Origin of the sequence: Sulfurimonas sp. (genome assembly GCF_041563495.1) — a bacterium.
Lineage (GTDB): Bacteria > Campylobacterota > Campylobacteria > Campylobacterales > Sulfurimonadaceae > Sulfurimonas.
Window position 1 is genome coordinate 1 of record NZ_JBFFMZ010000018.1, and the last position, 15,097, is coordinate 15,097.

Here is a 15,097-nt window from a genome sequence, read left to right on the forward strand (position 1 = left end):
AGTATCTGTTCTGATGATACTCCAGGTTGCATTCATAGCATCCTCATACTCGTTTGCAAGGTGACGTGCCTCTTCGTAGTTTGACATGCTGATACCCAGACTCTCTTTGATGCGCTCTTTGTCCTCTTGAATCATGGTTATGTCCATTCTCATGGCAATATATTCTATGATATTACCTTCTTTATCTAGAATAGGGTTTATAAAAGTATTCATCCAATAGGCAGAACCGTCTTTGGCACGATTTTTAACTTCACCGCTCCAAGGGCGTTTTAGTTCTTTTATGGTGTGCCACATCTCTTGAAAAATCTCTTTTGGCATATCCGGATGTCGGATTATGTTGTGTGGTTTTCCTACCAGCTCAGCCTCTGTATATCCGCTTATTTTGCAAAAGGTTTCGTTTGCATAGCTGATGATTCCTTTAGGATCTGTTTTTGAGACGATAAAACTTTTATCTACTGTGGCTTTGTACTGTTCCAAAAGTGCCAATGAGTCTTCGAAATTTTCACTAAATTGATTTGTCATAGATAAAATTCTTCTAATAGATGTAACTGTAAAAAAGATGATGGCGGTTATCATTAAAAACAGAAAAATGAGAATGGCAGCCATTGTTAAAGTGATAGTATTTATTTTTGTATTAATAATCTTATATGAAGTTGTAAAGAGTCTACCTTCCACTTCTTTAAGTATATTTATAGTTTTTGTTGAATATTCAAACCATTGCGATGCATTAACATTTAAATGCAAATCGCCTTTGCTTTTAAGAGCAGAATCTATTATTCTGAATGTTTCTTTGTTATTAATGTCAGTTAAGCTTTTATGATAGTACTTTATAAGTTCTTTGGAATCAAAAATAGTCTTTTCGAATCTGTCTAAGTTGCTTTTATAGTGATGAAGTTGTTCTCTTACAAACATAAAATTGGCATCTGAAAAGTTCTGTATAATCAAGGCTTCATTAAGTGTCGCTCTTATTTGCCCTAAAGATTCTTTTGATTCAAGGAGATAACTGTACGCTTGGATAAGATTTCTATCCTCTCTGTCATTTATCATACTCGGCATGCTTTTTGTAAAATCGATAAGTGCTTTAATATGCTTTGTATAGTAACTCATAACTCCTTTTGTCGATATATCAAAATTATCGACTTTCTTTCTTATTGATGTTAAATCATTTGAGATATATAAAAAATCTATATTTTTTATGTTTTTAAAAAAATAGACAGATTTTGTGGCTTCCATGGCTCTATCAAAATTTTCTCTTGCTTTTGCAAGGGATTCCGTATCATTTGCATCACCTTTTGTTACAAAGCCGTTGCTGAGACCTCTTTCTATCTGCATAGTATGAATTACTCTAGAGATAGCTCTAGCTTCAACAATATGCTTTCTTGTAGTTTCAAATTCTTGTTTTACATTAATATCGTTGACAATCCTGCCGATGGATAAGATGAAGATGACGATTATAGGAACCGAAGTTAAAAAAAGTAGTTTTGATTTTAGATCTAATTTCATATATTGGTTCCTTCGTATATATTCCCATAGTTCAGAGTCTTTTTTAAGTGAAAAATATTGTAGCAGAAATTATTGCAGATTTATTTAAAAATATAAATTTTATTTTAAATTTTGATAAAGTTTCAAATTGCAAGAAATAATTAAGCTTGGAGTTTGTTGTTTTTTTATGATTGAGTTCGCAAGTGCTTCTAAGTAATACAAAATATTGTATGATTGCTTTATAGAAATATATTTCGATTATATTGAGGTAGTAAATGATTTATGAACTGAGTAACCCGATTACGAAAACTCTAGTCACACATCTGAGAGACCAAAGAAGAGATGCCATACGTTTCAGACATACGATTGCAGAGCTAACAAAGCAACTTGCTTATGAGGCGTTAAAAGAGTTTCCTATGTTGCAAAGAAAAATAACTACTTGGACAGGAGAGGCTTACTGTGATACTGTTGATGAGCAAAAAATAGTTGCAGTAACGGTTTTAAGAGCCGGCTTGCCAATGCTTGAGAGCGTTATGGAACTTTTGCCAGAAGCAAGTGCCGGTTTCTTGGCTATGAAAAGAAACGAGACTACACATGAGAGTGTGCTCTATTATGACAGACTGCCAAACTGCAAAGGAAAAACAATACTTTTAGTTGATCCAATGGTAGCGACGGGAGGGTCGATGATAGATGCATTGAAGCTTATTAAAACAAAATTGCCTTCTAAGATTATTGCATTAAATATAATTGGCTCACCTGAGGGACTCAAAGCAGTTCAGGCAGCTTATCCTGATGTTGACATTTATATAGCTCAGATTGATGAGAGCCTCAATGACAATAAATATATCATTCCCGGTTTAGGCGATGCCGGTGACCGTTCATATAACACCTCAGAGTAGATGAATGAGTGTTGAGTTAAAAGGGAAAAGTTCTAAGGATATACTTGAATGGTTTGAAAATCATGAAAGTAAAGCGGGAGATATTGTCGAACTTGAAGTCTTGCAAAGCGATATGGATAGAATCGGTTATAAAGCATTTGTTGATTTAGCACAAATATTTTTTATGAAGATGCTCACACCTGTTCAAAAAGAAAAAGATAGTCTTATTCTAAGATTTGAGAAGTTAAATCTGGAAACTTCTTTTCATAAAGCACTTAAGAGCAGTGAAAAATACGGCGCGGACAGTGAGTTTTTTAATATTGATAAAACAGCGCAGTTTAGTTTTCTTTATCACTACAGACAAGCTTTGAAGTTTATAAATATAGAGAATAAAAAGAGAGTCCTAAACCTTGGCGTAAACAGAGGGGATGAGTTTAAAGTCATTCAAGAGATGCTTAGTGCTGAAGAGTTTATATCAAAAGAGTTTGTCGGCATAGACTACTGTGCATCTGCTATCGAGTTTGCAAAGAAAGATTTTTCAACTTCAAACGTGGATTTTAAATGTCATGATATAAACACTTTGGATGAATTAGAACTAGGAAAGTTTGATCTTATAATCTCTATCGGAACTCTGCAAAGCACAAACATAAACTTTAACACAACATTCATGTCTCTTTATCAAAACCATCTGCAAAATGGCGGAGCCGTAATACTCGGTTTTCCAAACTGCAGATGGATTGACGGTGAGATGATATACGGTGCAAAAGCACCAAACTATGCATTTTCTGAGATGAGTTTGGTATTAAAAGACATCCATTTTTGTAAAAAATATCTGCAGCAAAAGAAGTACAGAGTAACAGTAACAGGAAAGGATTATCTGTTTTTGAGTGCCAGAAAAATCTTTTAACGCATCAAAACAACTCTGTTCTTGCCCTCTTCTTTAGCCCTGTACATTGCTTTATCTGCTCTTGATATAGCGCTGTCAACCGTGTCATATTCATTACAAACAGTCAGTCCGAAACTAGCAGTTATATTTTTGTTTATACTTTTTTTAATCTCTTGATCATTCATTATAGCTTCTCTGATTTTATGTGCAATAAGATGCGCCTCATCTATATCTGTATCTATAAATGCAATGACAAACTCTTCTCCGCCCCATCTTGCAATAATATCCGTTTTCCTGATGGTGCCTTTTAAAATATTTGCTGTTTGAATTAAAACCTTGTCTCCGGCTTCATGACCAAAGTCGTCATTTATGGATTTAAAGTCATCTATATCCATAAAGATCAGGCTTAAGGGTCTTTCATTTCGTTTATGAAGTAAAATGAATTGTTCAAACTGTTTGTCAAAGTTTCGTCGGTTCGGAATCTGTGTAAGTGAATCGAAATCAGCCAGATTTTCGAGTTTTGCATGATATTGTCTTAAAATAAACATAATTATTAGAGCAAATATAAACGTAAAAGCAAGAGATATAGATAGATTGAAATAAAATACTTTTTTTGCTTCTTGTGAAAAGTCATTTAACTTTGCTTCTACAATCAGGTATATATCCAGTTCAGGGATGTATTTAGTCTTTAAGATATATTCTTCGCCATCTTTTTCGTACTCAAGTATATTTGCATCTTTAGATATGATTTTATCTTTATACTTTTTAAGTTCATCTATCTCATTAATATTTAGATATACATTTTTATCTTGTTTGCTAAGTACAATTTTTCCTGCTTCGTTTAGAAAGTATACATTTAGATTATACTTATCCTTAAACATATGAAGCATCTCATCTATATATGAAATTTCCAGACCAATTCCGGTTGCACCTATAAAGTTGTAGGTGTCATCATATATTTTGAAGTTTATAAACATAATCATAGTATTAGTGATGTTTTCGTTAAAATCTAGATTTATTTCATGATTTTTAGGGTCATCTTTAAATCTAAAATACCATTGGTTGGCTGAGTTGTCTTTTTTAACAGTTTCCAAATAGCCGTTATGCGTATAGTAATTTTTACTTTTTTGTGAGACTAAAAATGCAGTGAGCATCTCATATTTGTTTTTTATGCTCTCAAGATATTTCGTTATTTTATCCACATCTGTTTCTTCATGGAGTAGCCAGTCTTTTAAAAACGTATCGTTTGCCATCATCGAACTAACCAGATACGGCTGTATGATATGTTTTTGTATTTCGGTATAAATGTTGTCGATGGAAAGAGGCAGAGACTGAGTCTTTAACTGTAATTGAGTTGCCTTTAAAGAAACAGCATAGTTGACCATAGAGATACTCAAAGATAGGATAAGCAGTAAAGAGGTGATTATAATAATAATTTTATAGTTTGATTTCATAAAAATTTCCTAAATATATTAAAAAGAATTATATCTTAATTATAATAGCCACTTCTTAATCCAGACACTCAGCACATATAATCCCCATATGTGCTGTTTAAAACCACCTGTAGATGCATCGCCTAGCAGTTCATTTAGCTCTTTTGTTTTAAACATCCCGGTCTGAGTGTTTACCTCTTTGATAAGTTCCAATCTTTGAGCATTTATCAGGTATTCCATATAAGGGTTTGAAAAACCTTTTTTCTTTCGTTTTAGGATTTTTTCATTCAGATGAGGTTTCATTATTTGTTTTAAAAGTGATTTTGTAACACCGTCTTCATAGCGAAGTTTAGAGTCTATACTAAACACTGCAGATGCAAGTTTATGGTCTAAAAACGGTGTGCGTGATTCGATAGAGTGAGCCATACTTACGCGGTCTAGTTTTGTCAAGAAATGTTCTGCCTGAAAAAGATTGAGGTCTATGTAGCTGTACCAGAAGCTCTCATGGGTATGAGAGGATGCTTCAAATCTATTCCTGTACTCTTTTAGGTATTTTAGAGCCTGATTGTCTTTTACGTTTCTTTTCATAAGGGTGTTTTTTTGCAGGTCTGTAAAAGTCTCTCCCGAGGTGCGAAAGAGCAGGGTGTCGTCAAAAATTCTTTTGTAGTATTCCCACTCTCTATTTTGTGAATAGTTTGAGCGGAAATATTTTTTGAGCCAGTTCTTGTTTGATAGTTTTGACATCTGTTCAATATCTAAAAACTCAAAGTATTGTCTGTAACCGAGAAAAAGCTCATCGCTTCCTTCTCCGCTTAGAACTACTTTATAACCGTCTTGTTTTATTCTCTCAAACAAAAGATAAAGGGGTACGGATGCGGGATCATTCAGCGGTTCATCCAAAGCTTCGAGAACTTTATCGCTTGCATCTATAAAGTCGCTTTGTGTAATCTCAACATCAATGTTGCTAAGACCTAAAAAATCGGCTGTCTCTTTTGCATTTGTGCGTTCATCATATTTTGCAAAATTTTTATAGCCTAAAGTATATGTCTGAAGATTTACTCCCTTAAGTTTGGCATATGCGTTTATTGTTGCACTGTCTATTCCGCCTGAGAGCAGAGATGCCATTGGTCTGTCGGAATCCAGACGCATACTTACAGACTCTTTTAAAAGTGATTCTAAAGTGTGAAGTGCTTCATCTCTGTCGGTTATGATGTTTGGTCTTGCATTTAGCAGGTCAAAATATCTTTTAACTTCATATTTTTTATCTTTAAAGACTAGATACTCTCCGGCTGCAAGTTTGCAGATTCCTTTGAAAAAAGTGTGAGGAGGAGTCGGCGTTAAAAAAGAGAGGTAACTCATAAGGGCATCTTCGTTCATCCGAACTCTGTTTAAAAACGGAGTGAGTGCTTTTATCTCAGATGCAAATATGAAACTCTCACCTGACATAAAAAAAAGTGGTTTCTTGCCAAGTCTGTCTCTAAAGAGATATAGTGTTTCCCCGTCCATCAAAGCGATTGCAAACATACCTCTCAGATGCAGGACAAAATCCACTCCCCATTTTAAATATGCGGCTATGATGACTTCACTGTCACTTTTTGTTTTAAACTCAAATTCCGACGTAAGTTCATTTTTAAGCTCTTTGAAGTTGTAAATCTCTCCGTTGAAAGAAAGCAGGATTTTTTCATGTTTTATAGGTTGATGAGAACGAGAATCCTCATCCAAGATGCTGAGTCTCTGATGTGCAAAAAATAGATTGTTTCTTTGAGTTATGCCGCAGTAGTCAGGTCCTCTATGTGAGAGTAATGCTAAAGCTCTTTTTGCTTTTGCTTCATCATAATGTCCGAGTATTCCAAAAATCGCACACATTATTTAAAGAAGCCTACCGTGATGTCATTTTTTAAGTAATTATCTTTGACAATTATCTTTTTTACTTTCAACTCAGATGCTATTGTTTGTATGTGTGCTTTAGTAAAATAGTTGTATGTCTCACTCTCTTTGTCTCCATGCAGAATGTTAAAGATAAAGCCGTGCTCAGATGCTTCGTAACAGTTGCGTATAAAAAGGTGTGTCTCAAAAGGGTTTAGAACATTCATCGCACCGCTGCAGATGTAGTAAGAAGCTGTTGGGATTTCATCTTTGCAAATATCGGCAATAATGATCTCACAGCCTGTTCTCTCAGAAGCTATGGAGTACATATCGACCACAGAGTCTATACCGATATAATTTTTAGGTGTATTCTTGTTTTGTTGAGTGTAAAGAAAAAAGTCGCCAAATCCGCATCCTGCATCTGCTATAGTATATGAGTTCAGGTTGTCAGGGAGCATCTCTAAAATAATATCAAATCTGATGTATTGCGATTCTTTGGAGAGCCAGTTTACACCTTTGGCCGTTATGCCATGCATTTTTATAGCTGATGTATAAAACTTCTCACTATCTATACGAGGCATAACACTCCTTGTAAAGAGAGTTATTGAAGTAGTTCTACTTCAATACGACGGTTTTGTGCGCGTCCCTCTTTTGTTTCATTATCAGCAACAGGGTCAGCTTCCCCTTTACCTATAGCCGTCATTTTAGTTGTGTTAATACCATAACGGCTAAGAGCTTCTTTTACGGCATTTGCACGGTTTTGCGAAAGTTTTTTGTTAGCTTGTTCATTCCCCACGCTATCAGTGTATCCATAGATAATTATTTGGTATCCCGGGTTGTCTTTTAAAAACATTGCAAAAGTTTTAAGATCGTCGATAAGCTCATCAGAGACATTATATTTATTCGTTGCAAAATTTACTTTTAGTGTTGCAGTTTGCGGACAGCCATAGCCGTTGACAACAAAATCCTTACTTGTATCGGGACATTGATCTTTTGAATCTACAACACCGTCATCATCACTGTCAAGCTCACAACCTTTGTCATCAACTTTTGTTCCTGCCGCAGTGTTAGGACATTTATCATCTTCATCAGGAACACCGTCTTTATCTGAATCGAGTTTAATCATACATCCAGAAGCATCCACCTTTTCACCTGCTTGAGTATTAGGGCATTTGTCATCTTTGTCTAAAACACCGTCGGAATCACTGTCTAGAGTCGTTACTTCAACAGCTTTTACTACAGGTGCTTCTTCGACAGCTACAGGTTGAATGTGTGTAAATTCACTCTCTGTTTTTGGTGCAACGTCAGATGCGTGGGCAAAGAAAGAGAAGGCTAAAACTGCTAAAAGGTATTTCATGTTAATTCCTATGATTCAATTGTGTGGATTATAATACAAACTTACTTATAAGTCTTTGAGAACGCACGGTACGTCAGAAGAGTCTCTTATCTCACTAAACTCATTTATTTCCGAGAGCATTGTTTCTGTAAATGTTTCAATGCTTTGATCTAGCTGTTCTTGGGCAGCATCTATGAGTTTTTGCTGAGTTGCCTCGACTTCTTTAAAGTGCGTAACAGTTTTTAAAAAAAACTCTTTATCATCCGTGAGCAGAATGATGTCTTGTTTCTTTACCCATTTTCTATCAGGTTTTCCGTCTTTTTGAAACTCAAAGATTACATTTTCGCTATTTTTTGAAGCGATGTACTTTGGTACCTGAAAACTAATGAAAGTTGTTAGCGACGAAGTGTGTTGTTTTTTGATTACATAATACATTTTGTAAGTATATAACAATATCGCTAAATTATGTTAAAATAATCACCATAATATAAGGAGTTTTAATGAGTCATCTATATAACTTAGCGATTATAGGGGCTGGTCCGGCCGGTATTGCAACTGCAGTTGAAGGATATCTACAGGGTATCAGAGATATCGTATTGTTAGAAAAAGATCAAAATCATAATTCGACTATACGTAAATATTACAAAGATAATAAGAGAGTAGATAAAGACTGGAAGGGTCAAAAAGTTGAATTAGACGGTAGAATATACTTTGTAGATGGCACAAAAGAGACAACTTTGGATTTTTTTGATGAGATATTAGATCACCACTCTGTTGAGCTGCAAACGCATGTAGAAGTACAATCTATAGAAAAAAAAGAGAATTTTTTTGAAGTCTTTATGGCCGGTAAGAGTATCAGAGCCAAGAATGTAGTTGTTACGATAGGCAGAATGGGGAAACCGAATAAGCCAAGCTATAAAATTCCAAGCCCAATTAAAAAGAAGATAGGCTATACGTTGGATGGTTGTTCGGAAGGTGAAAAAATTCTTGTAGTAGGCGGCGGTGATAGCGCTGTTGAATATGCGGTTGATCTGAGCGAGAAAAATGATGTAGCAATTTGTTACAGAAGGGAGACTTTCAGACGGGCAAACCCTACAAACCAGACAAATATTGCAAATGCGATTATGCACAATGAAGTCAGACCAATCTTAGGTATCAATATTGTGGGTTTGGAAGATGTTGATGGCAGAGTGAAAGTTCTATTCAATGAAGTTGAAGATGAGATTTTTGACAGGGTTATCTATGCAATAGGCGGTACTACTCCAAGTGCTTTTCTTTCAAGTTCCGGTATAGAAGAAGTTGATGGAAGACCTGTTCATGATGATAATTATGAGACAAATATAAAAGGTATGTTTGTAGCCGGAGATATCACTCAAGAATCAGGCGGAAGTATAGCCCTTGGACTAAACCACGGCTATGCAATAGCTTGTTATATTCAAGGTGGAGATCAAGTTGGGGTGGATTAGTCTTTTAAGATAGCGGGATCTTTTTCGCTCATTACTCCATCTGGAGTTACAAGAAGCAACTCTATCTCACAGCTTAGATATTCAGAAGTCGTGAGAGGAGTAAAGTTTTTGTCTTCAAAAGCAGATTTTTTAGCATTAAAGACTATGTCTTCTAGAAGAGATTTAGTCGCTTGCGTGGAACCGTAAGAACCTCTTAACTCATTTTCCAAATAAATATTTACGGTTGTAGCAATTTTTTCATTGAGCAGCGGATGCTCACTTAAGAGGGCCAATTTGTCTATAGTTCTTTGTGCTTGAAAGACTTCTTGTATCGAATCACGTGCAAGTTGAAGTAAAACAGATCTAGACATTTGACTCCTTTTTGAGCTTATAGTTATTGATAAGTTTGATAATAATCATAACACTTATAACCTGAAATAGTGCCGCTAAGATGAAAGCGTAGTAGTGCAGAGTATCAATACTTGAAGCATGATATGCAAGTGTAGCCATCGCTATTAGAAGTGTTAAAGGCATAGAGTGAGAAAGACCCATTAGGATAGAGTCTATAAGACCCAGGTCTTTAATAAAGACTACAGAAGCGACTACCCTCATAACAATCATAACAAAAGCTATAATAAAAGCTTTTGATATCAGACCCTCCATTGTAAGAGCATCTAGGTTGAATGAACTTCCGATATGTATGAAAAATATAGGAATCAAAAATCCAAATCCGTAAGAAGCAAGTTTTTCGGGAAGTTCATGTTTATGTTCAAAAAATGTCGGTATGAATATACCGGCTAAAAACGCTCCAAAGGCAAGTTCTAAATCAAGATAGAGCATTGCACCCACCAGAAGAAAAAAGATTCCCATTGAGAGTCTTATATCCTGCTCTTTGTTGTCTTCAAAAGGCATCAGTGCTATTGATACTCCGGGAAACCACCAAAACAGCAGTTCCATTGCACGAAACAGTAAAAACATAAACAGTAAAAACAGTATTAATGCAAAAATTGTTTTTATTAGTCCTATTCCAAAACCTGAGTCAAGAGCTGCCGATGTAAGAGTTAAAAAACCGATGCTCGCTACTTCTCCTATACCGCCTGCCGTCATTGAAAGACCGAGCCAAGGGGTTTTGCCATACTCTTTTGAAAGTGTAGCAACCAATCCGACGGAGATTAAAGGCAGAAGTACCATAAAAATCTTGCCCAGATTTAGATATAGAGAGATAAGTATGGAAAATGTGTAGAGTATGATAAGGTATAAAATAACCTTTTTCATAATATCTGCAGGAGTCTTTATGACTTTTTTCAAGTTAATCTCAGTACCGGCAATGAACATCAGATACAAGAAGCCAAGTTCGGCAACTATGTCAAAAAGATGTTCATTGTGTAAAAACCCGATATAGCCTAAAATTGAGCCTAAGATGATTTCAATAGGAGTGGTGGGAAGTTTTAAAAGTTTTGCAAAAAATGGAGAAAATATAATAATGAGTGAAATGGTGATTATAAGAATAACATTTTCACTCATACAATAAGCCTTTATTTTACGTTTTTTGCAACTTTTAGATTTAGAGATTGTAGCATATCTAAGTCTTTACTCATAATCCTACCACTTGTAGTCAAATAGTTTCCTATGACGATAGAGTTAGCCCCATATTTGAAAATCTCATTTTGTCTCTCTCCAAACATCATCTCTCTTCCTCCTGCAATCATAATTCTATGGGCATTCGGAATCATCTCTCTCGTACGCTTAATAAGAGCAAAAGCTTCTTCTATGTCTAATGTGTTTGGTTCTAACTCCAAAGCTTCATTGTGATGGTAGAAGTTTATAGGAACTGATGTCGGGTTTAAAGAGTTAAGAGCTTCGAGCATAGAAATTCTATCTGCATCTGTCTCTCCTAAGCCAAAAATACCGCCGCTTATAAGAACTAAACCTGCTTTTTTTATATTTTGGCAAGTCTCATAGCGTTCATCCCAAGAGTGTGTCGTACAGATTTTTGGATAGAATTCTTTTGAAGTTTCAAGGTTATGGTTGTAAGCTTTTATTCCTGCTTCTTTTAAAACCAGGAGTTGTTCCAGCGTAGCTGTTCCGTTACACGCTATAAGTCTAAGCTGGGGGACTTCTTTTGTCAAGACTTTTGCTATGGAACATACAAAATTTAGAGTTTTGTCATTTAGTCCTTTGTCAGCTGTTACCAGACAAAATCCTAAGGCACCGTTGTCTCTAGCCGCAGTAGCTTCTTTTAAAATATCTTCTATAGCTTTTTGTTTGTATCTCTCTATATCTGCTTTGTATCTTACACTTTGAGAGCAAAATTTACAGTCTTCATTACATGTTCCGCTGTTGATATTACAGATAGAACATAAAAAAATTTCTTTGTTTATGTCGCTCATGATTTTATTCTCTCATATGAAAATTTTTGATGTTTAATAGTTGTCTCTTTTTTTTCTTTTGTATAGTATGTTACTTCATATTTTGCATCTGTGACTTCAAGCATAGCAAACTCAGAGACAGATTTATTTCTTGCACATGCTTCGCCGGGATTTAAAAATAGAGTAGAGTTTTTAAAGTCACTCTCAAAAATATGGGTATGGCCAAATATTACAATATCTGCATCCGGTGCCATGTAATATGGCATATGCATAAGTTTAAACTTAGAGTTTGCGAGTTTAAAGTAGTGAGGCTCTTGAACTAGATTATATTTACCGTGATAGTGTGCAAGATGCGCATCATTGTTGCCATATACTGCTACATATCTAAGTCCGCAGTTTTTTAGCATCTCAAGTATCTCTACTTCAACTATATCACCGGCATGAATAATAAACTCAGCACCATCTTCAATGAGTTGAGATAGTGCTTCTTTCGCCATTTTTACCTTAGTATGAGTATCGGAAATTATACCTATTCTCAATATTATCTCCTTTTCAAAGAAGTGTACCTCAAGGGTAGAATCAATTTTTGTAAAATTTCTCTCACTGAAGCTATGTAGACTACTTAGCTTCTTCTCCTCTAGGCGTTCTGTTTTTACATTTTACACATTCATAAACATCTTTGTTTCTGTAGGTTCTCTCTGCCAGAACTCCTTTACAGCCTTTTTCTTTACACTTGATAGTCGTAGGTTCAAATTTAGAGATAAATTTACAATCAGGATAGTTTGCACATCCCCAAAAAGGTCCTCGTCTTGAGTTTTTAAGGCTCACTTCTCCTCCACAATCAGGACACGGAGCTTCACTTACTTTACTCTCAACATCTATACTCTTAGTGTTTTTACATTCAGGATAACCACTGCATGCTAAAAATTGTCCGTTTCTTCCGTTTTTAATAACCATCTCTTTGCCACATTTGTCACAAACCTGATCGCTGGTCTCAACTTTCTCTTCTACTTTGTTTCCGTCTTCATCGACTTGTTCCGTATATTTACACTTTGGGAAACCGCTACAAGCGATGAAGTTGCCAAAACGGCCTGAACGAAGTAGAAGTTCATGCTCTCCACATTTAGGACAAGTTCTTCCTAATGGTTTTGCAAGTTTAAGTGAGATAATTTTTTCTTTACCTTCGGCAATTTGTTCCATAAAAGGGAAGTAAAAATCACTTAAAAGCTTTTGCCAATCAGTTTGACCTTCTGAGATTTCATCTAATTTTTCTTCCATATTTGCAGTAAAAGAGATATCAACGATGTTAGCAAAGTTTTTCTCTAGTATATCAGTTACAGTAAAAGCCATCTCAGTAGGAATGATTTGTTTTTTCTCTATTGTTACATAAGTTCTACTACTAAGAGTTGCAATAGTTGGAGCATAAGTAGATGGGCGACCCACTCCTTCAGACTCGAGTTTTTTAATCAAAGAAGCTTCAGAATATCTAGCTGGAGGTTCTGTAAAGTGTTGCTCAGGTTTGATACTTTGAATCTCTGCCGTCTCACCTTCTTTTAGAGTCGGAAGAAGTTTGTCTTTGTCTTCTGTTCCAGTTACTGCATAAAAACCGTCAAAAATTAGTTTTCGGCCACTTGCTCTGTACTCATTCTCTTTACCTGTGAAGATGATGCTTTGCTGTTCAAAGAGTGCGTCATTCATTTGACAAGCCATAAATCTTTCATAAATAAGACGATAAAGCTTAATCTCATCAGCTTTTAAAAAGCTTTGTGCAACTTCAGGAGTGAAGTGAAGCATAGTAGGACGGATTGCTTCGTGAGCTTCTTGTGCGCCTTTTGCCTTTTTACCGTAAGTCTTAGGTTCTTTAGGAAGATATTTTTCTCCATATCTGTTTTCTATGATTCCACGGACTGCACCTACGGCTTCCGCTGCCATGTTCAGGGAGTCGGTTCTCATATATGTAATAACACCAGAAGTTCCGTCAGGTGTTTTAACTCCTTCATAAAGAGCTTGAGCTACCATCATAGTCTTCTTAGGAGTAAAGCCCAGTTTACTAGATGCAGTTTGCTGAAGTGTTGAAGTCATAAACGGCGGAAGAGTTGATGTCTTTCTCTGTTTTGTTTCAATCTTTGAGATAACAAATGAGTCAGCTTTAACACTTTTAGTTATGGCATCTGCATCGTTTTTATTTTCAATAGATAATTTTGAGAGTTTATCGCCCATATGTGAAGTCAGAGTTGCTTCTATATCTGTTTTAAAAAGGGTATCAATTGTCCAATATTCAACAGGGACAAAAGCTTTAATTTCACGTTCACGATCTACTACCAGTTTCAGTGTTGAAGATTGAACACGACCTCCGGAGAGGCCTTTTTGAATCTTAGATGCCAACAGAGGAGAGAGTTTATAACCAACAACACGGTCAAGCATACGACGAGCCTGTTGAGCGTTTACCATATTCATATCTATTTTTCTTGCTGATTCAAGTGCGTGATTTATTGCAGTTTTTGTAATCTCATGAAAAACAATACGAGGAAGTTCTTGAGGGTCTTTTTTTATAGCATGAGCGATATGCCATCCTATCGCTTCACCCTCGCGGTCCTCATCGGTCGCGATATAGATAGTATCAGCTTTTTTGGCAAGAGCTTTTATCTCTTTGACAGTCGGAGCATTTTCTTTTGCAACACTGTACGCAGGAACAAGTTGATTATCTTCATCTACTGTAATTCCAAAACGAGATTTAGGTAAATCACGAATATGACCCTTAGAAGCAATAACCTCATAATCTTTGCCTAAAAAGTTCTTTATAGTCCTAGCTTTAGCGGGTGACTCGACGATAATTAAGTTCAAATAGTTTTCCTATATATAGTATAGTGATTTTTTTTGGTTTTGGAAGTGTAGCAAAAAAAGTTTAAATAGTCTAAATTGAAAAATATTTGTAAATTTGTTAAAGTAATTTTTTTCACTGCCGATTTAGTTAACATCAAGGCAAGGAAGCCGAGATAAAAAACTCAAAAAGAGCGAAAGGCTCTCCATAGAAAAGGATTTATTATGGGATTTAGAATTAACACAAACATTGCTGCAATGAATGCGCATAGAAACTCTAGTATGACTAACTTAGGTCTAGATAAAAGTCTTAACTCGCTTAGTTCAGGTTTAAGAATTAACAGGGCTGCAGATGATGCTTCTGGTATGTCTATTGCCGATTCTCTTCGTCAGCAAGCTCAAGGTCTTGGTCAAGCGATTGCAAATGCAAATGACGGTGTAGGTGTTGCTCAAACTGCCGACGGTGCGCTTGATGAGTATATCAACATTGCAAATACTATTAGAACTAAAGCTATTCAAGCTGCATCTGATGGTCAGACTCTACAAACTCGTACAGCTATCCAAGCGGATATTGACAGATTA

General features: G+C 35.7%; 14 protein-coding genes and 1 pseudogene. 4 read left to right on the forward strand and 11 right to left on the reverse strand.

All coding sequences use genetic code 11. From position 1 onward, the window contains the following. On the reverse strand, positions 1 to 1,503 hold a 1,503-nt coding region (locus ABYK18_RS11650), incomplete at its 3' end, for a nitrate- and nitrite sensing domain-containing protein (RefSeq protein WP_373036850.1). Positions 1,504 to 1,757: 254 nt separating this feature from the next. On the opposite strand from ABYK18_RS11650, the gene upp reads away from it, so the two are divergent. Beyond that, the gene (gene upp, locus ABYK18_RS11655; protein WP_373036851.1) at positions 1,758 to 2,381 is read left to right on the forward strand and encodes a uracil phosphoribosyltransferase; all 624 of its coding nucleotides are present in this window, start codon (positions 1,758 to 1,760) and stop codon (positions 2,379 to 2,381) included. Between the two features lie 4 nt (positions 2,382 to 2,385). Further along, positions 2,386 to 3,267, forward strand: coding sequence for a class I SAM-dependent methyltransferase (locus ABYK18_RS11660; RefSeq protein WP_373036852.1), 882 nt, complete (start codon positions 2,386 to 2,388; stop codon positions 3,265 to 3,267). Here the strand turns inward: ABYK18_RS11660 and ABYK18_RS11665 are convergent. From ABYK18_RS11665 to ABYK18_RS11685, 5 genes are read right to left on the reverse strand one after another with little or no spacing between them, the layout of a single operon-like run. Further along, entirely contained in the window at positions 3,264 to 4,700 is a 1,437-nt protein-coding gene (locus ABYK18_RS11665; protein ID WP_373036853.1) for a diguanylate cyclase, read from the reverse strand. The two genes, ABYK18_RS11660 and ABYK18_RS11665, sit on opposite strands and share 4 nt — an antisense overlap. Positions 4,701 to 4,739: 39 nt before the next feature. Then, positions 4,740 to 6,545, reverse strand: a complete 1,806-nt coding sequence (gene asnB / locus ABYK18_RS11670) for an asparagine synthase (glutamine-hydrolyzing) (RefSeq protein WP_373036854.1) — start codon at positions 6,543 to 6,545, stop codon at positions 4,740 to 4,742. Next, positions 6,545 to 7,126 (reverse strand): class I SAM-dependent methyltransferase, encoded by a 582-nt coding sequence (locus tag ABYK18_RS11675; protein ID WP_373036855.1) that lies wholly within the window; start codon positions 7,124 to 7,126, stop codon positions 6,545 to 6,547. Before ABYK18_RS11675 ends, asnB begins: the two co-directional genes overlap by 1 nt. 20 nt (positions 7,127 to 7,146) lie before the next feature. Further along, a complete protein-coding gene (locus ABYK18_RS11680; RefSeq protein ID WP_373036856.1) occupies positions 7,147 to 7,902 on the reverse strand; it encodes an OmpA family protein in 756 nt (251 codons plus the stop codon). Positions 7,903 to 7,947: 45 nt separating this feature from the next. Beyond that, on the reverse strand, positions 7,948 to 8,316 hold the full coding sequence (locus ABYK18_RS11685; protein ID WP_373036857.1) for a hypothetical protein: 369 nt from the start codon (positions 8,314 to 8,316) through the stop codon (positions 7,948 to 7,950). 65 nt (positions 8,317 to 8,381) lie between these two features. On the opposite strand from ABYK18_RS11685, the gene ABYK18_RS11690 reads away from it, so the two are divergent. Then, on the forward strand, positions 8,382 to 9,347 hold the full coding sequence (locus tag ABYK18_RS11690) for an NAD(P)-binding domain-containing protein (RefSeq protein WP_373036858.1): 966 nt from the start codon (positions 8,382 to 8,384) through the stop codon (positions 9,345 to 9,347). Here ABYK18_RS11690 and ABYK18_RS11695 read toward each other — a convergent pair. The 5 genes from ABYK18_RS11695 to topA all read right to left on the reverse strand — a co-directional run bounded on the left by ABYK18_RS11695 (position 9,344) and on the right by topA (position 14,539). Continuing rightward, positions 9,344 to 9,697, reverse strand: coding sequence for an AMMECR1 domain-containing protein (locus ABYK18_RS11695; RefSeq protein WP_373036859.1), 354 nt, complete (start codon positions 9,695 to 9,697; stop codon positions 9,344 to 9,346). The two genes, ABYK18_RS11690 and ABYK18_RS11695, sit on opposite strands and share 4 nt — an antisense overlap. Beyond that, positions 9,690 to 10,850, reverse strand: a complete 1,161-nt coding sequence (locus tag ABYK18_RS11700) for a cation:proton antiporter (protein ID WP_373036860.1) — start codon at positions 10,848 to 10,850, stop codon at positions 9,690 to 9,692. The genes ABYK18_RS11695 and ABYK18_RS11700 overlap by 8 nt, the downstream gene beginning before the upstream one ends. Positions 10,851 to 10,861: 11 nt before the next feature. Next, positions 10,862 to 11,716 carry a biotin synthase gene (locus ABYK18_RS11705; protein ID WP_373036861.1) on the reverse strand — a complete coding sequence of 285 codons (855 nt, stop codon included), beginning with the start codon at positions 11,714 to 11,716 and terminating at the stop codon, positions 10,862 to 10,864. Further along, on the reverse strand, positions 11,713 to 12,234 hold the full coding sequence (locus ABYK18_RS11710; protein ID WP_373036862.1) for a metallophosphoesterase family protein: 522 nt from the start codon (positions 12,232 to 12,234) through the stop codon (positions 11,713 to 11,715). The genes ABYK18_RS11705 and ABYK18_RS11710 overlap by 4 nt, the downstream gene beginning before the upstream one ends. A gap of 79 nt (positions 12,235 to 12,313) precedes the next feature. Beyond that, the gene (topA, locus tag ABYK18_RS11715) at positions 12,314 to 14,539 is read right to left on the reverse strand and encodes a type I DNA topoisomerase (protein ID WP_373036863.1); all 2,226 of its coding nucleotides are present in this window, start codon (positions 14,537 to 14,539) and stop codon (positions 12,314 to 12,316) included. Between the two features lie 201 nt (positions 14,540 to 14,740). On the opposite strand from topA, the pseudogene ABYK18_RS11720 reads away from it, so the two are divergent. Continuing rightward, positions 14,741 to 15,097: pseudogene (locus tag ABYK18_RS11720) on the forward strand (flagellin); the annotation flags it as partial.

Coding starts and splice junctions, on each gene's coding strand:
- ABYK18_RS11695 (WP_373036859.1), bottom strand. CDS start 9,697: ATGTCTAGATCTGTTTTACTTCAACTTGCACGTGATTCGATACAAGAA.
- ABYK18_RS11665 (WP_373036853.1), bottom strand. CDS start 4,700: ATGAAATCAAACTATAAAATTATTATTATAATCACCTCTTTACTGCTT.
- ABYK18_RS11705 (WP_373036861.1), bottom strand. CDS start 11,716: ATGAGCGACATAAACAAAGAAATTTTTTTATGTTCTATCTGTAATATC.
- asnB (WP_373036854.1), bottom strand. CDS start 6,545: ATGTGTGCGATTTTTGGAATACTCGGACATTATGATGAAGCAAAAGCA.
- ABYK18_RS11675 (WP_373036855.1), bottom strand. CDS start 7,126: ATGCCTCGTATAGATAGTGAGAAGTTTTATACATCAGCTATAAAAATG.
- ABYK18_RS11680 (WP_373036856.1), bottom strand. CDS start 7,902: ATGAAATACCTTTTAGCAGTTTTAGCCTTCTCTTTCTTTGCCCACGCA.
- ABYK18_RS11690 (WP_373036858.1), top strand. CDS start 8,382: ATGAGTCATCTATATAACTTAGCGATTATAGGGGCTGGTCCGGCCGGT.
- ABYK18_RS11700 (WP_373036860.1), bottom strand. CDS start 10,850: ATGAGTGAAAATGTTATTCTTATAATCACCATTTCACTCATTATTATA.
- ABYK18_RS11660 (WP_373036852.1), top strand. CDS start 2,386: ATGAGTGTTGAGTTAAAAGGGAAAAGTTCTAAGGATATACTTGAATGG.
- upp (WP_373036851.1), top strand. CDS start 1,758: ATGATTTATGAACTGAGTAACCCGATTACGAAAACTCTAGTCACACAT.
- ABYK18_RS11685 (WP_373036857.1), bottom strand. CDS start 8,316: ATGTATTATGTAATCAAAAAACAACACACTTCGTCGCTAACAACTTTC.